Origin of the sequence: Veronia nyctiphanis, from assembly GCF_004116385.1 — a bacterium.
Classification (GTDB): domain Bacteria; phylum Pseudomonadota; class Gammaproteobacteria; order Enterobacterales; family Vibrionaceae; genus Veronia; species Veronia nyctiphanis.
The window spans coordinates 123,635-142,613 of record NZ_PEIB01000002.1 but is presented as its reverse complement, the minus strand read 5'-3'; the positions used below and the strand labels follow the sequence as shown (position 1 = coordinate 142,613).

Here is an 18,979-nt window from a genome sequence, read left to right as displayed (position 1 = left end):
TATATGTTGAAACAGGCAGCGCAGGCTGCTGTTGAATGGCGCGGAGTGTACCACAAATAGTGCTTTAATGAGTCAAATTAGAGTGTTTGATCACAAGTTTACTGATTATCTGCGTAAGTTTTTCCACCTGTAGTCTCAAGTTCAAACCTTACAGTATGACGAAAGGAAAGTAGCATGGCTCAATCTGAAACTATACACAGATGGAAGCGATTCCGTTTGTGTGAAGATACTGTTGATTTTCCAGACGGAAAAACAGCAAAGCAAACGATAGTTAGACACCCAGGTGCCGCTCTCATTGTCCCTATCCAGGGGGATCATTTGTTTTTATTGAGACAGTACCGCCCCGCTCTCGATCGTTGGATTTTCGAGTTTCCGGCAGGAACAATTGAGGAAAATGAGTCTCCGATAGCATGTGCAAAAAGGGAACTGCAAGAAGAGACGCAACATGTAGCGGATTGCTGGACCGAATTGGGCGCAATACATCCTGCGCCGGGCTTTTGTGACGAAGAGATGTACCTTTACGTTGCTTCATCACTCGCGCCCAAATCAGGTCAACCAGATGACGACGAATATTTGGACGTCATATCGCTGTCAGTGGATGAAGTGAGCAAATTAATTCGTGACAACGAAATTACAGACTGCAAAACCATCACTGCATTCACATTGGCTACTCTTAAAGGGCTAATACCGCAATAAATGCAAGCGCGAGATGCGCAATTTACATAGGAGGTAAACTAACGTGCCGCAAGGAACACTATCGAAGGAAACCAATGTACAGCCTGAGAAGTCACATCTGTGGCTTGAAAACCTCAAGCTAAAGATCTTTTCGTTGGCCAAAATACCGATGATCTCTTACTGCAAAAGTAAACTGATCTACATTGACGAACAAAAAGTTCAAATTATGCTCCCCCTTACCAGACGTACAAAAAACCACCACAACAGTATGTACATGGGGGCGTTAGCTGTAGGAGCAGATATTGCAGGCGGCTATTTAGCGTATTACAAAACACGCAAAGAAAACAAAAAGGTCTCGTTAGCATTTAAGTCAATGAAAGGTGAATTTCTAAAGCGCCCTGAAGCAGATGTTGTCTTCACTTGTGATCAAGGAGATGTCATTGACAATATGCTTGAAGAAACATTTAGGACGGGACAAAGAATAAACAAAGACGTTGAAATTGTGGCGACTTGTCCTACATTACATGGTGACGAACCAATGGCCGTCATACATTTAACATTGTCTTTAAAGGCAATAAAAAAATAATTATTTCGGGCACTTATCAGACAGCAAGAACACTAGATAAGTGACTCCTCTCAACATTTGAGCGCCATGTGTTGAGTTTTACACCCATAAATTTGGGTGTCACCTTGGTTTCTTACCCGTAATTCCGGCTTTAGTTTTTGAAACGTTAAGTCCGTTTTGCTGAATAAATTACTTAAGGACTAAATTTATAGGCAGGACAGGTTTTTACAGGAGTACACTGTGAGTATTACCAAGAAACTAAAAGCTTTTTTTCAGCAAGATACCGCACCGGGTATCGTTCTTATCATTACGGCGTTCGCTGCGCTTCTCGTTGCTAACTCCCCCCTCGCGCACCATTACCTCAGTTTTTTAGAGCTCCCCGTTCAGATAAGAATTGGCGCACTGAATATCGATAAAGATATGTTATTGCTAATCAATGACGGATTAATGGCCATTTTCTTTTTGCTTATCGGGCTCGAAGTAAAAAGAGAACTCGTTGAAGGTTCTCTCAAAACAAAAGAACAGGCTATTTTTCCTGTCATCGCTGCCATTGGCGGCATGATTATCCCTGTACTCATATTTACGGCCTTTAATTTTAACAACAGCACTAACATGATTGGCTGGGCAATACCGTCAGCCACTGATATTGCCTTCACCCTTGGCGTGCTCGCGCTTTTCGGCAAACGTGTGCCTGTTAGCTTAAAAGTTTTCCTGCTCGCGTTAGCTGTCATTGACGACTTGGGCGCAGTGTTAATTATCGCACTATTCTTTAGCTCTGATTTGTCGTTGGTTTCGCTTGCGGTTGCAGCAGTATCATGTCTTGTCCTCTATTACATGAACATAAAAGGCGTTCTTCGTTTGACCGGATATATGTTGGTTGGCGCGGTGCTTTGGGTAGCAGTACTCAAGTCAGGTGTACACGCAACAGTCGCTGGTGTGATTCTTGGTTTTCTTGTTCCTCTTGGCACAACAGGAAAACGCTCGCCGCTTAAAAACCTCGAGCATGGAATTTCCCCTTGGAGTAATTTTTTAATACTGCACTTTTTGCCTTTGCCAATTCAGGCGTCCCGCTCGCCGGATTCAATACTGAAAGCCTGCTCCAGCCTCTACCAATGGGTATTGCGCTTGGCCTTATTTTGGGTAAGCCCATTGGGGTAACTGGTGCTTGCTGGCTATCTGCAAAACTTGGTATCGCCCGCCCGCCGCAGGGGCTCAACTTTGGACATGTTTTCGGTGCTTCAATTTTGTGCGGAATTGGTTTTACCATGTCGATATTCATCGCGACATTAGCCTTTCCATCCACAGTAAGTCCCGAGTTGATCAACACGTCTCGAATAGCGATTTTTATTGGCTCACTGGCCTCTGCGTTCATTGGATACTTCACGCTTAAAGCAGTATTCGACAGATACCCAGTAGTAACCAACAAGCCGATGAATGAATCATCTCCTACCGATCAGCAGCCCGCCGAAAAAGTCGCAGAGGTTAACTCGGTCAACTAGGCGAACCAGTCATTTTGTTAACTGTCGTTACTGCGTGTGACGACAGCTTTTACCTAAAGCTCCCTCCAAAGACGCTCAAAACCCTTCAAACAACATCACCAGCGACTTCGTTTCTCTGTGTATCTGGATTTAGCGTACTCAATGAGATGTATATTTGATTTTGCGAAATAGGCCCTCCTTTTAAAGTATGATAAACTGTATACTGCCGTCGTTTTGATTAGCACTTGTTTTTTAAGATGACGAAAATATCTATTTGAAATTTATTTCGTATTTTCTTTCATTTCATTCCGCAAATCTTCTCGGCTTTAATTCGTTGATTAAAAGTCTGGTTGACATTTTATCACCCCTTGACCCACCTACCTCCAAGGGATTAAACCACTACTTATCAACTAAATTTGTGGATAACGAATTTTATCCACAGACAAATCAACATGAATAACTCATTGTTTTAATTAGTTTATTTTGAAGTGCTTTATTCAAATTTTTGACGCTCTATATCAGCTGTGAGCCACAACTCAATTTACTTAAATGATATTCCCACACCTCTATGTAATTTTACTTTCAAGGTTGAAAGTAAAATACATATGGACTTGTGAACCATCAAAAATGCAAGTTCACATCAATTATTAACTCAATATTTTCAGGATGTTAGATAAACAAAGCTGGCCAGAAAGAAAAATGAATAGGCGATATCACTGAATAAGGAAAGAGAACAGGCAACACACGCTGCGACCTTACCTAGGAGTTCATAGCAAGGATCTCCTCAATCTCTTCGGAAATAGAATGCGCTTGTTCAGACAAACTAGGTAATAACTGACGGAACTCGCCAATTTCGTTGTTCGGATATTTTTCGATGCTTAAACAGAGTTCAGCAAAGGCACTTGCACCAATCATGGCCGCTGCACCTTTCATTTTATGTGCAAGTTTTCGAACCCGATCAATATCCCCGCCTTCTAACGCCACTTTTAAATTCTCAAGGTCAACCGTCTGAGTAGCAGAATATTTTCCCAACAACATCTGTAAGATATCAAGGCCTTCCCCAATTTGTTGCTCTAAATGGTCAAGGTCTATCACCTTTTCTGATTCATTATTCATTCGTGTCTCGTTCATCGTTTCAACCTCGCATGCCAGGCATTCCGCAGCCTGCGTTGCTAACTCAATACTTTGGGTGATCACCGGTAACTGCGCGATACTGACATCTTCACGACGATGTTCTGTATTCACACGCGGTAAGAAAGCCTTCATCATGTCTGATAGCTGCTCTTTGGTGAACGGCTTACCAAGGTGTGCATCCATACCATGCTCAAGACACCTCTCTGCATCACCTGACATAGCATTCGCAGTAACAGCAATAATCGGCGTTTCTTTGTCGAATACACGAATTTTACCGGTTGCTTCAAAACCATCCATTTCAGGCATCTGGCAATCCATGAGAATCATGTCGAAGTTTTGTTTTTTGTGTTTTGATACTGCAATGCGTCCGTTATCGGCAACAGTGACATCACACCCCAAGCCAGAAAGAATCAAAGTCATCAAGTCCTGATTGACCATATGGTCTTCTGCCACCAGCACTGTTAGACCTTCAAGCGGTGACGATAAATCAATCACTGGCTGATTATTGTCCGCGTCACCATGCACCACAGCATTGTAGAGAGCTGTTGGTGAAACCGGGCTGGTGATAGATGGCAGTGGATATTTGTCGAGGCAACCATCATGACTAATCACAATGGTCGTTTCTGCTTCGGCTATCGCATCGCCAAGCGTATCGACCATATCTTGATCAGCAAACAAAATGGCTCCTTTCAATAGCTGATAAGGAATACCTTCGGCAACACCGCATTGGGTGACTGAAAAACCGAGTTCTGAAAGATAGCCATTAATTATTTTAAAGAGCTTACCGTCGCGTGTCGCAGCATACGCTCTGCGTCGCTGACTCTCTGAGGGCGCATCAAAACGCTTAAATAATGTGCCCGAATTTTGTCCAGCAGAGAGCGGGATCAATGTTCTAAACGTGGTGCCGACCCCCTCTTCACTCTCAACACTGATAGAGCCGCCCATCAAGTCAATAAGCTTTCTACATAACGGCAGTCCGAGACCTGTTCCCTGATAGGAGCGCGAAGAAGAGCTGTCAGCCTGAGTGAAATTCTCAAATACTGCATCCAAGCGGTCCTCAGGAATACCTATACCCGTGTCACTGACTTCCATCTCCAGCATCTCATTGCCATCGACAGACACGCAATTTAGGTTGATCTCAATTTGTCCTTGTTTCGTGAACTTAACGGCATTGCCAACCAAATTGATAATGATTTGTTTGTACCGCACTTCATCAACATCTATTTCTCTTGGAAGCTGCGGATTAATCATGCAATGAAGGCGTAATTGCTTCTCCGCCGTTTTGGCCGTAAACACCATTAATGATTCGTATACTAAATCCTCTATATCAGAGGGCTTCGCATTGAGGTGCATCTTGCCCGCTTCGATTTTACTGAGGTCTAAAACATCGTTGATTATGTTGAGTAGCGCATTTGAGGAATGCAGGAGCGTATCGACAAAGTAGATTTGCTGTTTGGTCATCGATGTTTCTTTAAGCATGTTCGACATACCAACAATGCCGTTCATTGGCGTTCGAATTTCGTGGCTCATCATGGCGAGAAAATTTGTTTTCGCTTCGTTGGCATTTTCAGCTTGCTCTTTCGCGCGCGCCATCTCCTGAGAAATGAGATCGTTCAGGTTTTTCTGACGAACAAAATGGACCATAGCACTCAAACTTGAAAGTACGGGCTCTAGCCATTGCTGTAATTCCGGCTCATAAAGGTTGATTCATCGCACAGGCATACAATACCCACCAGCTCTTCTGACAGAAATAATGGAATGCACAAGGTATTGATGACTAACTTGCTCTCAGCACCTAGTCCCGCTACCTGAAGGTTTCTTGTCGCTTTATTGGTTCCAAGTACCTCGTTGACCACCGTATCGATGAAATCTGGCGAGATATATCCATTTGCAATGAGACGTGTTTGAGCCAACACCCGGTATTTCTTCTCTTCCTTGTGGTCGACCTCGAGAATCACACCATGGTTACTTTCACCTATTTTCAACAGAATACTCAGTACTTCTTTGAAACTTCGGTGAAAATCATCACTGGTCAAGAACTTATCCTGAAGGGTTTTTACTGCCGAGAAAAGCTCGGCACCTTTCGATACTTTAATTTTATCAATATGCTGCTCTGTGATGTCACGAATGATAGCAACCTGAAGGATTTCATCGCCGACCGTTATTTGAGTAGACCTCACCTGAACAATGATTTTCCCGCCAGATGTTTCAAGCTGATAGTTAACCTTTTTATTCGTCAACCCATACAATGCTTGAGAGAAATATGCCCTGGAATCCGGCACCACCTTCGAGATGATATCCGTAAGAGTGATTGAACTTGATTCTGACTGCGGCAAATCAAATATTTTTATTGCAGCTTCATTGGCGGTAATAACTTTATGATCATCGGCAAGTACCAAAAGCCCGTCTTTATAGCTATGTATGACGGTATTTAGGTAGTTTTTACTCGATTCAATCTCGGTAATTGCCCGCGCATATTTCCAAATCAGAAACATGATCATGACATCAAGAATGAAGATTTGCAGCACGCCTGTGAGTATTTCGGATGCCAATGTTTCTTCTATCAGCGAGGCATCTTCGAAAATGAATAAAGACCCAACGATTTTGTTTTTACCTGGCTCCATATACTGCAAATCAAAGATACGAACCTGAAAAGCGCTGTCATTTGGCGAGACAATTGGCGTTTCACGAGTGGCATAGCGGAATTTTTCTTGCGCAGCAATTACTTCAAGCTTTTTCACAAAACGGGAACTGGACTCACTCTCAAGGTCTTTGATGACTGAATCGTAATCACCGTTTACCAATGTATCGGGGAGTCTGAACTTTAATCGGTTGGCCAACGCAGTGATTTCAGCATCCATATCCTCCATCAGCCGTGTCTTAGTATGATGATAATTCAGGTAACCAAAAAAGCTGAGGATCAGCGTTCCGCAGATCAACAAAACAATGGCCAGACGCGTACGTATCGCAAACATAGTTATACCTGCATGCTGGCCATGATTACCGCAGTATCATCACGACATTTTTCATATGTTTTTAACACGGTTTTATCAGATACCGAGAACTGATTACACCAATGTGTCACGCCATTCCAATTCGCCCGTTCAATGTCTTTGCACAACTTTAGAGCGTCGCCGTATAACCCCTCCTGCGAAACCATTGCGCGTTTTACTTCATAGGAGAGGTCCAAGTTTTGAATGATCTCTTCCATCGGTTTTCCGAGCATGACATCCAACAAAGAGAAGGCACCCGCGATGAAGCCTTCGTCTGGGTTGAACTTTTCATCGTCTACACCGATCGTCGACATGAACGTCGCTCGCAACAACGCAGAGTTTTGTAATTGTGCCGCAGCTTGGTTACTCATGTTGGACATGATGAGTAAAGACACCAAGCGTCTTAATGACTCAACACCAAGGTACACGACGGCCTGTCTTGGGTTAGTGATCGCACTGCTTTTTGTTTTAGCTAGAATATTGGCACTGGCGACCACTTTGTAAAGAAGAGAAACATCTTTTGAAATTAGCTGCGTCAAACCGTCAATATCATGTGGCGAGCGGTTAATGATAATGCACACATCTAGCAGGGTTAATACCGAAGGAGCCACATCTTCTGACTTCATAATCTGTGGTTTTTCAAAGAAATACCCCTGAAATAGAAGAAAGCCAAATTGCTTCGCCATCATCAATTCTTCTTGCGTTTCCACTTTACAGGCTAAGAATGTTTTGTTGGCATACTTCGTTGTAATGTTCTCCCAGTTAGCTGGGTTTTCCGCTTCCATACTCACGCGAAAAATATCAAAAAGCTCAAGATATTGATTCCAACTGTTTTGAAACGCGTCACCATCGATAAGAAGCTGATAACCCGCCATTCTGTAGCTTTTGAGCTTGTCGATTAATGCCTGATTCGGTGTTGAGTCTCGGGTGACTGAGATAACAAGCTCATCGGGTGGCATGGATAATGGAATTTCGTCCATCAATGATGACTCGCTGAAATTCACGATATAACGCGCGCCGGGCTTGTTGCTGCTTGCAAGAAAATTTGCACTCAGGACGCGTGATGTCGCAGTATCCTCGTCTATCGAAGGGAACTTGTTTTCAAACCCCTCTCGGAATAACAAATCACTGCCCCAGTGCTTTAATTCAGCGTCGAAAACGGGTTGGCAAGAGAAAAAAACCTCGGCCACTCTTGGTCTCTCCAATAAGGACGAACACCCTTAAAAGTTAGATCAAAATCTCATATTTAGCTCAATTGTTTGAAAATCAGGACGGAAGGTTTTCAAGTACACACAAAAGAATAATCGGGCAACAACATGCATCAAAAAAAGCAAAACAACGCAGATTACATAAAGTCTTTTGATTGGCTGTCCAGAGCAGCAGATGCTTACACGGCTAAAAACAGGGCCGAATACATCAACGCTGACGGACAATGCGTGAATAACATGGATGAGGTCATCTATTGCCTGAATAACGTGCTAATTGAAGAACCTTTGCGATTATCAGCCTACTTTGGCATTGCCAGCGCCTATCTGTTCAAGCGTCAACCTCAGCTTGCCCTCGACACTTACAAACAAATACTCGCCCGTTCACCACATAACATTGAAGCACTCTTCCACAGCTTACTCTGGTGTAAATCATTGTCATTAAAGGATAAACACGAACTCGCCGATGCACTTCAACATATCAGCCCAAGCCACATAGAAGACGCTAATCACCTGTTTGAGTGTGCCACAAAATGGGAGGACGGTTTTGCAGAAAAGAGACCAGAGTGCCAAAGACTCATCCTTGTTGTTCAGGGATTAAAACTTGGCCCTCAGGCGCAGCCTACAGCAGCATTAAATGAACGTCTGGAGGCGGCCTTTAGCCTCTGGGAGCATAACCCAGAGAGTGAGATCATAGTGACAGGTGGTGTCCCTGTGGATGGCATGACAGAAGCCGAGGTAATGACTCAATGGCTGATTACAAGAGGCGTGCCCAGCACACATATCATCGAAGAGAGGCGAGCCACTAACACAGTGCAAAATGCGCTATTCACGGCAGAAATAATCAGTCAGAAACAGAATCATGACATTTATGTGGTCAGTTGCCTTTCCCACTTGCCGAGAAGTATGGCGTTACTCAATGTCGCATTACATCAGACAGGAGTAGGCAGGCGTCCTGTTAAAGCATTCAATGTTCGCAACTCACTGATCCTGACTGAAGAAGAAAAAGTCAGTATTCTGTGCGATGCGATCAGAGTCTACGGCTACCCCGCGTTTGATATTTCGCCAATGTATTTTCGTTAATCTCAACGAAGAATACACAATGAAAGGCCGCAGATAATTTTCCGCGGCTTTTTTCTGTAAAGCGACAACTTATTTATCTGTAAACTCGACAGCTTGTGAAGCTATAACAAAATCTTCGTTGGTGGGAATTACCAAGGCAAGCGTTGTTCCGCTCTGGCTAATCACTCTGCCTTTCCCAAATCGTGCACTTTTATTGCCGCTTTCATCTTCACGGTAACCAAACACTTTCAGGTTTTTCAGAATCAGCTGCCTGACCGGAAATGAGTTTTCGCCAATACCACCCGTGAATACAATCGCGTCAACTTCATCAAGGGCAACCATATATGACGCGATGTATTTGGCGACGCGGTAACTAAATAGTTCTAATGCTAATTGCGCACCTTTGTGTCCTTCTTCAGCCGCCTCGCAAATACCGCGACAGTCGCTGGTTAGCTCTGAGACGCCAAGAAAAACCTGAGTTTCCGTTGAGCTCCTTGTAAATTTGTTCTGGCTTCCACCCCTGTTTTTGCAAGAACTCAGGAATACTTGGGTCGAGGTCGCCGCAACGTGTTCCCATCATCAAGCCTGCAATAGGCGTAAAGCCCATATTGGTGTCGACACTTTTTCCGTCTTTAACGGCACAAACAGAGGCACCATTGCCCAAATGCACAGTGATCACGTTGGTAATCTCAGGCGCTTTATCAAGCCATTTTGCAGCTTCACAACTCACGAAAAAGTGGCTGGTGCCATGAAAGCCATAACGACGAATACCAAAATATCGATACAGCTTTTGTGAAATGGCATATGTATAGGCTTTTGGGGGCATTGTCTGGTGAAATGCGGTGTCGAATACGGCGACTTGAGGAAGGTACGGGAATGCTTTGCGCGCCGCCTCTATACCAATGACATGAGACGGGTTATGTAAAGGTGCCAAAATGCTCAGCGCTTCTATTTTCGCTATTACCATCATCAATGAGTGTGGCTTCTGAAAAGTACTCTCCACCATGAACGACGCGATGACCAACAGCGCATAACTGACTGCCTAGGTGTTCTGTTTCAATCAATGAGACGATCTGATCAACAGCCTGTTGATGTTGGTTCTTGTCCGCTAGGAGGCTTATTTCTTGTTCTTCAATCCCTTCTCCGTTCCATGAAATTCGCGCGTTGTCGGCACCAAAACACTCACCGATCCCTGACAGTTCGGCATTTCCCGTTTTGGCTTCGACTAACGCGAATTTGATTGAAGAACTGCCGGAGTTAAGGACTAAAACTAATGATCTACTCATGGAATATCTCTTGGGCAAGGAATAACTGCACAAGTGAGACGCCATTACTAAAGAATTTTTCAACCCTTCAATATCACTTGCGAATTCAATGGATAAATCTGATGTTTTTCTGTTTTCGATCAACTCTTTCGTTACAGAGCTGTCAATAAAGGTAAAAGAAGTGGTTGGCTTTGGTTAGTTTGAAGCAGTAAATCATTTACATTTTGGGGTGGGAAAACCCTACTCATTAACAAATAGCATCATCAAAAAAGCGCCATAACGGCGCTTTGTAACTTTTTTGTACTGTCTGAAAAAGGTATTTCAAGACGCTTTGAGCACCGACTTACCTACCAGACATTCCAATTCTTGTGTGAATCCATTCCCGAACCGTTCGCAACCGAGAGACTCTAAGTTCTGACAGACGCGCTTGGTAAAGTTTACGTCATTATCGTCTGTGGCTCTGAACAAGAAAATGAGTTTCAATACTGCAGCAAATTTCTCATCACTCGCTAACGCGCTTTTCCAACTGTTTGAGAAGCGAGTTTGATCACCTTCCAAATCCAATTTCTCCAGCAAGATACTAATAAGCCTGTCATCAAGCTTGCTGATGAAATCCGTTTTTTTCGGAAAGTGGTGGCTTATACCTGTTCTTGAAATCCCGGTTTGCTCACTGAGTGTCGTATACGACATCTTGTCATATCCATAGACAATGAGTTGCTCAACCGCAGCATCAAGAATCGTTTTTATCGTTTCTTCAGTATCTTCCCTACTTCTTTTAGGCATAGTCATTTTCCTGTTTCAACCTGTGCATCGGAAAATGGCCATTCCCCAAAAGTATCCTTTGCCCGAAACAAACAGGTCACAATTTTTCAGTCTATTCCAGCACAAAAATACATGTCTGGCTGGTTACCGTCCGGTACTCCTTAACCCAGTCTTATTAACAATAGTACAAATTATCAAAAATGAAGCTTTCATCTAAATATTGATATGTATAAAGAAGTTACAACTTTTTACTAAGATAAAAACAGCGAAAGAGAGAAGCTGATACGTACAGTAATAGAGTCGTTATATTAGCTTTTACGCAATAAAATCCGGTGACTTCAAAAAATTGAACAAGCGTTTGGCGTAACGCTTGACTCATTGGACCACAGCAACTTAAGTTAACGAGCGCATAACAATTATATAAAAGTAATTAAACTAAAGAATATCGCAGCAAATGGAGTGCTCTGATGTCCCTACCAAAACCCTACGAGCGAGCGTTGCAGTACGCTTCTAACGAACGGGCAAACGAAGTTTTTCTCCGTCAAATCATCAATAGACAATTTAAAGACTTCACTTTTAAAGATGTTGCCGACCATGCTCTCAGAATCGTAACCGCGCTCCGCGCAATGGGCCTTCAGCCCGGAGATCGCGTTGCATTAGTCTCAAAAAACTGCGCCGAGTGGTTCGTCGCAGATCTCGCAATGATGTTGGGTAGCTATGTAAGTGTCCCTATTTTCCCGACAGCGGGTAAAGATACCATCTCACATGTTTTAGACCACAGTGAATCCAAGGCTATCTTCATCGGTAAACTCGATGACACACAAGCAATCAAGGAAGTTATCGAAGAGCGCCCAAATATCCAAACTATCGCTTTTCCTTACCCTACAATCAATTGCGGGTATGACTGGAATGATTTACTGGTCAAACACGAAGCCAGTGACGAACGACCTGCCCATGGTGACGACGATTTAATGACAATTGTCTACACATCAGGCAGTACAGGTCTTCCGAAAGGTGCGATGCTGACTTACGGTGCAGTTACGTGGTCTGCAACACAGCTTTGCGAATACTTAGGGGTCTACAAAAACGATCGCCTGTTCTCATACCTGCCGTTAGCTCACATCACAGAGCGTGTATATATTCTCAGCACAGCAATGCTTGAGGGTGGTTGTACTGCATTCCCAGAGTCATTGGATACCTTTATCGACGACGTGAAGATGCAAAGACCAACCTTGTTTATTTCGGTTCCGCGTTTGTGGACGCTGTTCCAGCAACGCATTCAAGAGAAACTGCCGGACGGTAAGCTAAATTTCCTTTTAAAACTTCCTATCGTGTCCGGTCTGATAAGGAAAAAAATACAAACTGGCCTAGGTCTAGAAAATGCCAGGGTCCTCGGCTGTGGTTCAGCGCCTGTTTCACCAGCATTGCTTCGTTGGTACGAAAAGCTGGGAATGAACATTACCGAAGCCTGGGGCATGACAGAGTCAATGGCTTACGGCACGCTAAACTATCCATATCGTTCAGATAAGGTCGGCACTATTGGTAATGCTGGTCCTGGTGTTGAAGTGAAAATCGCTGACGACGGCGAAATTCTCGTAAAAAGTAAGGGTCTGTTCAAAGGCTATTACAAAAACGATCAAGCCACGAAAGAGACCATCATTGACGGCTGGCTTCACACTGGTGACAAAGGTTCGTTAGACTCCGAAGGTTATCTGAGTATTGAAGGCCGTAAAAAAGATGCCTTCAAAACCGCCAAAGGCAAATTTGTATCTCCCGTGCCAATCGAAAAACGTCTGTTTGAGCTGAGCAACATTGAGCTGATGTGTATAGTGGGTTCAGGTATGCCTTCGCCAATATTACTGGCAGTCCCACCCAGTTTCCCCAATATGGATAAGGCGCGTTACGAGCAAAAAATTGAGTCTGTAATTTCAACGATCAATAAAGAGCTTGAGAGTCATGAGATAATTAAAGGTGTTCTTCTTATCAAAGACCCTTGGAGTATCGAAAACGGTATTCTGACGCCGACACTCAAGATTAAACGTCATGAGCTCGAAAAACGATACAGCAATGTCTGTGATGACTGGCCAAAAGGTAAGTTGGTCGTTTGGGAAGAATAATACACGTATCTTTTCTTTGATTATGCCGCAATCTATAAAGCCTCGAATGTCGAGGCTTTATTCTTTTCCTTAAGAAGCAAATAGCGCGCTAAAATCAGTTAGTACTGATTTATAGACATGTATCACATCTTTTTTCTATTTTTTCCTGCAAATTAAGTTGGTCATTTTGGATTAAGTTTTCTACATACTTAGCTAATTTTTCCAAATACGTGGTTGTTGTTCAGTTGTAGCCACATGTTCAGAACGTCATTTTCGTAATTTATTAACAAATGAGGCTGTAACATGGAAAATCGTATAAAAGTTATATCAAGCTGGAAACCAAATAACCGCAGAGAGTCGAATGCTATGTTGGAGCTTCTTCGCTACGAGTTGGTTAAACATCCTTCTCCTCAACAGAAGTTGGCAGTGAAACAAAAGCGATAGGCTCGGCTAGAGGGGTAACCCCAACCCCTCGCCTTTTCATGACTACTCTCTATCATGCAGTTCAGCAATCACCTCAAACACTTTCTTGCCTGCTGCATCATATTCGAATTGCTGAATATCAGAATGAATACTGGCGAGATCGATACTCATGCTGTTTGCGCTTTGCTTAATACCCTCAATAAACTCCAGTGCCTGCGAATCGAATTGACTCAAGAGAATTTGAAGCTGCTCTAGTTCAATGCGAAGCTCTTTAGTTGTGTAACCGTGAAATGACTCCTGGCTTCGGGCTTCACTATCAATATGCATAAACTGCATGCGTATTTCGTGCATAACATCTAGCATTTCTCTCATTACACCCTGATCAGAGACGCCAGCTTTAGCCTTCTTCTCAAGCTCACTCGCCAAAAGGCTTAGAGATTTTGCTGAGACATTTGCAGCAGACCCTCTCAAGGTGTGACCAAAAAGTTCCGCCTCTTCGACTGTTATATCATCAGCATGATCTAGCCACTTATTCAGTTTGGAAATATTGGTGTCGAGCATTATTTTCACCAAGCTCCAATAGGTGCTTTCATTACCACCTAATCGTTGAATACCCTCGTGGGTGTCAAGGAGGCTGATATTGGATTTGGGAACAGGGATAAACGCGGTTGAATCGTCACTCTCGCTTGTCGTTATCTCAGAATGAATCCATTTATTTATTGCAAAGATCAGTTCGTCAACCTCAATAGGTTTGGCAATATGATCATTCATACCAGCCGTCAGACACTCTTCAATTTCTTGTTTAAGGACATTAGCAGTCATAGCAATGATGGGTAATTGCACATGCTCTGATAATTTTCGAATTTCACGTGTCGCTGTTAAACCATCCATAACTGGCATTTGCATATCCATTAATACCAGGTCATAAGCGTTAGATTTCACCTTGTCGAGGGCTATCAAGCCGTTTTCAGCAATGTCGACGATTGGCTGAAAATGTTCGAGTAATGCTTTGGCTACTTCTTGATTAATATAGTTATCTTCAACTAAAAGTATTCTCAATCCAGAAAAGTCAGCGGCAGGTAACTGATACTTGCCTTCAATATCGAGGACGTGTGTGATGGTTTCTAGCGTTTGAGATATGTCGTTTCTTGTGTCAATAATCCCATCAAAATGCTCTGTAAAACTGTCTGTATCGATAAAATCATAATTATCAGCTACCAGAGCAAGGAAGATTGGCGTGGGTTTTAATTCAAGCTCACGCACTTTTTGACACAAGCTTCCATCAATGACCCCTTCTGCCTTGGTCGATAGAATGAGCAGTCTATAATTTTTCCCACCTTCTGACATTGCTATTAACTCGCTTGAAATGTGTTCTTCAGCGCTGATTATACTGATATTCATACCTTGAGACTTTAAAGCTTCAATGACCTTGTTTGTAGGAGAAACGGCAGGATCAAGGACGAGAGCGCTCAGCCTGAAAGGTCAGTACTAATCGAAGTTGCTTGTATTTCAACCGCATCTGACCCCCTCGTCAGCTCGAGCGTAAAAGAAAATGTGGACCCTTTTCCTTCAGTGCTTTCAGCCCAAATTTTGCCGCCCATCAGTTCGACAAACCCTTTGGAAATCGACAACCCAAGCCCTGTGCCACCATATTGTCTGCTTATAGAGCCATCCGCTTGGGAGAATGATTCGAAGAGTTTTGTCAGTTGGTTTTCGGTCATGCCTATGCCAGTATCTTCAACCTCAACGAGCAATATTATCGAGTCATCTGCACGGTCAGAATGCACTCTCAATCTGATTGTAATATGCCCCTTATCCGTAAACTTAACGGCGTTTCCAACCAAATTTACGACTATCTGACCAAAACGTTGAGGGTCACCAATAAGGCTATCCGGTACAAGCGGATCGACGTCAACCAGCAAGTCCAAACCTTTCTCTTTTGCCTTTAACACCACAATATTGCAGACATTATCGAGGACCTCATCAAGGGAAAAAGGCGTACTTTCAATTTCGAATTTCCCGGCCTCTATTTTTGAAAAGTCGAGGATGTCATTAATGATCCCAAGTAATGATTTACCTGCTTTCTCTATATTGGCAACGTAATGCTTTTGTTTTTTCGTCATTGATGTTTGCAGCGTAAGTTGCGCCATGCCCAGAATTGCATTCATAGGTGTTCGGATCTCATGGCTCATGTTGGCAAGAAACTCCCCTTTCGCGCTGCTTGCTTCATTCGCCTGATCTTTAGCTGATATGAGGTCTCTCTCTAGACGCTTTTGTGTGGTGACATCGACAAACAGACCCACAACACCCATTGGCTCTCCGTTGGGTGAAAAGTATGTCGCTTCTATTACTGTGAGATTGCGAAGTTCGCCCTCGGCGTTGGGCAATTCAATATCGTAAAACTGGGAACCAGGGTATTCCAATAGTTCTCTTTCATTTGCATCGAACAGGTCACTGGTCGACTTATCAAACAGGTCACTGGTTTTTTTATCAATAACATCAGCATAAAAAAGACCAAGAAAATCGGTAAATGCATTATTGACGCCTATGTACTTGCAATCACAATCCCGGTAATAGACAGGGTTAGGAATGGCATCAATGATCTGTCGATTAAGTGTTAGCTGTTCAGAAGTGCGTTTGTCAGCCTCTTTGTGTTTTTCTGCCGCTATCGCCAATTGGAGAGCAATCGCCATGTCATCTTTAACAGCCTCAATCCACTCAATCTCTGAGTCAGTTAAAGATCGGATGGACGCCATCTCTATCATACCAACAGGCTCTTCGCTGACACACAGTGGTAACATAATAAGCTCGTGAAGTTCTAGTTCACCGGACCCTAACCCTATGCGGAACTGCCTGTCATCGTTACGAAGCCGCATGATGGTTTGAGACTGAAGAACACGTTTGTAAAGAGGTGGCATTTCGTCTAACTGAGGAAGATTTCCCTGACCGCCAATACTCGCACGACAAATTGGGCGTCCGTTGTCGCAGACGAAAACATTGACCAGCGGAAGCGAGAAGTGATGGCTAAGGTAATGGCAAATCTCCTCGCTGATTGTCTGTGTTTCACTAATTCCTCTGATCTTGTCAGAGAAGTGTTTCAATGTTTGACTGAATTCAAATCGTCGGTGTAACTCCAGAAGTAGCTTGTTCTGAGCATCAGCAAGGTCCTTCAGTGCGCCTTGTTCAGAAGGTTCAAGTTTTACTTCAAACTCATCACCTTCGGTTCGCTTGAGAATAGCGTTTTGTATATTGGTGACGGGTCGAAAGAAAAACGTCCATAAGACAATGGCTGACATAACAATACAAAGAAACAGTAGGGATAAAGCTATAGATACATGGTTATGTAGACGGTTGCTCTCACCCTGAAGTAGAGTAATTTGGCCCTCAGTCGTATTCTTTAATGTTCTAAAATAGTTTCCTACCGATTTGAAGACATCGGCCTTGGCCTGCAAGTACTCCACAGAATAAAGTAATCTTATTGCTCGACTTAAATCAGGGTGTGTTCGCTGGGCTTCTTGAGATGCTCTGTCTACACTCCCGACCAAATTAAGCGCTTTCACTTCGATATTGTTCAGGTTCGACAACTTCATTAAAGCTAGATTCAATGTCGCCTGATCGATGCTGCTGTCACTTGCTTTCTGAACCCTTGAGAGCAAAGAAGGCATAGAGGTTCTAGTTTGTGAATCAGACTGAGTTAGCGAGCTACTTTGATTAAGAGCCTTTTGAATCCAAAATTCAGAGAAATAGTTCTCCGGTATCGATTCATTACCATCTCGTATATTCAGTGCTTGAAAATAGAATGTTTTCCAGGCTTGATTCTGTGTTGTCGCATAATTTCGGGCGAAATTCGTAAGGGCATCTGAGCTTTGCTTAAATTCAAAAAACAAACTTTCTTGTACATTTATTTCACCCTGAAGGGCATATATTTTTTTGCTTACAGTTATAGACTTACTTGTTAAAACAAAAAGATAAATGGATAAGAAAACACTCACCCCAATTAGGAAAAAAAACACAGAACGTAGTCTTCTCATGATGTATAGAGCAATTCACTATCTTAATTTCTAGTCAAAAAACAGATCATAGAACTGAGAAAATATAAAATACGTTTTCACATTGATCCATCAGTCAAATTATCACCAGAGCAAGACCGGCTTATTGCATCATCCAAAGAGTCATGAGTGTTACCCTCAGTATCAAAATATGTGCTCTCTTTGATATCGGCTGAGATAGAAATAACTAAACCGCTATCGCAATTAACTTCATAGAATACAACTGTACCGTCTCCTTCCATACTCTCTGAAACCACTACCCATGATTTCGCATGAAAAGGAAGCACTAGCATGGCCACAATACAAAAAATTTTTTTATTATTTATCATCTTACACCTTTATACATTCTACATAAGAAATGATCATTGAATTACTCACGGAATTTTTATGACGAAAAAACCATGGGAAATTAATCTTACACTTTACTATTATAAAATATCTGATGATTTATGCGTCTCACATTAAATAAAGAATATCATTCTATATAATCATAACCGGCCTTATTATTATGAAAATAAAAACACTTTTTTTTTATCTTGCCCATTCTTCTCTTAGGCTGTGACTCTCAAGAAAAATCAACGAGTAAAGATTCACTCAAAGCAACTGCATTAACTCAGTTAAACCAGAAACGTTTAAGCCTTTCGTTTGAAATTAAAGGAAAAGGGCAAGGTTACTTCGCAGGTGATAAGACGCTTACAAAATCAGGTACTAGAGACTTTAAAGAGGGAGAGAACACTCTCATTGAGCTCTTTTTATCAGATTACCATTCTGTAGAAACTGCAACAGGCTGTAATGGAACCTTAGAAAAAAATACGTTCTTAATTAAAGATATAAATGAAAATTGCAATATTGAAATCACTATAACACCCGATATTTTCTCAATTACCACAAACGAAATCGGAGAGGGTTCAATTCGACCGTCATCTTTTTTATTACCTTACGGTGAAGAGGTAAGTTTTACTGCGACGCCTGATAGTTACCACTCCCTAATAAGTTTCACTGGTTGTGGTGGGGTGATGGAAGACGGACGCCTTGCCATAAGAGAATTAACAAATGACTGTAATATTAATGCCGAATTTATGGCCAATGTATACTCGATAAAAACAAAAGTCTCGGGCAACGGTACTATCACCCTACTAGTGCGCAACTGACAAACAGCCAAACACAAAGCTTCACTGTTAACCCCTCAGAACATTACCAACTATCACAAATAAACGGTTGTAATGCACTACGCACCTCTGACTCATTAATAACAGTCGATCAATTAAACGA

General features: G+C 42.6%; 13 protein-coding genes and 2 pseudogenes. 7 read left to right on the top strand and 8 right to left on the bottom strand.

What is annotated here, in order from left to right; all coding sequences use genetic code 11:
- Positions 1-174 precede the first annotated feature (174 nt).
- From CS022_RS02530 to nhaA, 3 genes and pseudogenes are all read left to right on the top strand, one after another.
- A complete protein-coding gene (locus CS022_RS02530) occupies positions 175-696 on the top strand; it encodes an NUDIX hydrolase (RefSeq protein ID WP_129120958.1) in 522 nt (173 codons plus the stop codon).
- 97 nt (positions 697-793) lie between these two features.
- The gene (locus CS022_RS02525) at positions 794-1,261 is read left to right on the top strand and encodes a hotdog family protein (protein ID WP_129121133.1); all 468 of its coding nucleotides are present in this window, start codon (positions 794-796) and stop codon (positions 1,259-1,261) included.
- A 225-nt stretch (positions 1,262-1,486) separates the two neighbouring features.
- Positions 1,487-2,739, top strand: a pseudogene (gene nhaA / locus CS022_RS02520) (Na+/H+ antiporter NhaA).
- A 738-nt stretch (positions 2,740-3,477) separates the two neighbouring features.
- Here nhaA and CS022_RS25775 read toward each other — a convergent pair.
- The 3 genes from CS022_RS25775 to CS022_RS02510 are packed head-to-tail and all read right to left on the bottom strand — an operon-like array spanning position 3,478 to position 8,035.
- The gene (locus tag CS022_RS25775) at positions 3,478-5,496 is read right to left on the bottom strand and encodes an ATP-binding protein (RefSeq protein WP_235869203.1); all 2,019 of its coding nucleotides are present in this window, start codon (positions 5,494-5,496) and stop codon (positions 3,478-3,480) included.
- Positions 5,497-5,522: 26 nt separating this feature from the next.
- The gene (locus CS022_RS25770) at positions 5,523-6,827 is read right to left on the bottom strand and encodes a PAS domain-containing protein (protein ID WP_235869202.1); all 1,305 of its coding nucleotides are present in this window, start codon (positions 6,825-6,827) and stop codon (positions 5,523-5,525) included.
- 2 nt (positions 6,828-6,829) lie between these two features.
- Positions 6,830-8,035 carry an EAL and HDOD domain-containing protein gene (locus CS022_RS02510; RefSeq protein ID WP_129120957.1) on the bottom strand — a complete coding sequence of 402 codons (1,206 nt, stop codon included), beginning with the start codon at positions 8,033-8,035 and terminating at the stop codon, positions 6,830-6,832.
- 126 nt (positions 8,036-8,161) lie between these two features.
- Here CS022_RS02510 and CS022_RS02505 point away from each other — a divergent pair, with 126 nt between their 5' ends.
- Positions 8,162-9,133, top strand: a complete 972-nt coding sequence (locus CS022_RS02505) for a YdcF family protein (RefSeq protein WP_129120956.1) — start codon at positions 8,162-8,164, stop codon at positions 9,131-9,133.
- 69 nt (positions 9,134-9,202) lie between these two features.
- On the opposite strand, the pseudogene CS022_RS02500 reads toward CS022_RS02505, so the two are convergent.
- Positions 9,203-10,398, bottom strand: a pseudogene (locus CS022_RS02500) (acetate kinase).
- A 300-nt stretch (positions 10,399-10,698) separates the two neighbouring features.
- A complete protein-coding gene (locus tag CS022_RS02495; protein ID WP_129120955.1) occupies positions 10,699-11,160 on the bottom strand; it encodes a TetR family transcriptional regulator in 462 nt (153 codons plus the stop codon).
- 446 nt (positions 11,161-11,606) lie between these two features.
- On the opposite strand from CS022_RS02495, the gene CS022_RS02490 reads away from it, so the two are divergent.
- Both CS022_RS02490 and CS022_RS24770 read left to right on the top strand, forming a co-directional pair.
- On the top strand, positions 11,607-13,256 hold the full coding sequence (locus CS022_RS02490; protein WP_129120954.1) for an AMP-binding protein: 1,650 nt from the start codon (positions 11,607-11,609) through the stop codon (positions 13,254-13,256).
- A gap of 282 nt (positions 13,257-13,538) precedes the next feature.
- Positions 13,539-13,679, top strand: a complete 141-nt coding sequence (locus CS022_RS24770; RefSeq protein WP_161569536.1) for a hypothetical protein — start codon at positions 13,539-13,541, stop codon at positions 13,677-13,679.
- Positions 13,680-13,721: 42 nt separating this feature from the next.
- On the opposite strand, the gene CS022_RS02485 is transcribed toward CS022_RS24770, so the two are convergent.
- From CS022_RS02485 to CS022_RS02475, 3 genes are all read right to left on the bottom strand, one after another.
- Entirely contained in the window at positions 13,722-15,059 is a 1,338-nt protein-coding gene (locus CS022_RS02485) for a response regulator (protein WP_129120953.1), read from the bottom strand.
- Positions 15,060-15,127: 68 nt separating this feature from the next.
- On the bottom strand, positions 15,128-17,323 hold the full coding sequence (locus tag CS022_RS02480) for an ATP-binding protein (protein WP_161569535.1): 2,196 nt from the start codon (positions 17,321-17,323) through the stop codon (positions 15,128-15,130).
- 443 nt (positions 17,324-17,766) lie between these two features.
- Entirely contained in the window at positions 17,767-18,036 is a 270-nt protein-coding gene (locus tag CS022_RS02475) for a hypothetical protein (protein ID WP_129120951.1), read from the bottom strand.
- A gap of 207 nt (positions 18,037-18,243) precedes the next feature.
- On the opposite strand from CS022_RS02475, the gene CS022_RS02470 reads away from it, so the two are divergent.
- Complete coding sequence (locus tag CS022_RS02470; RefSeq protein WP_129120950.1) at positions 18,244-18,858, top strand: hypothetical protein; 615 nt, start codon at positions 18,244-18,246, stop codon at positions 18,856-18,858.
- Positions 18,859-18,979: the final 121 nt, after the last annotated feature.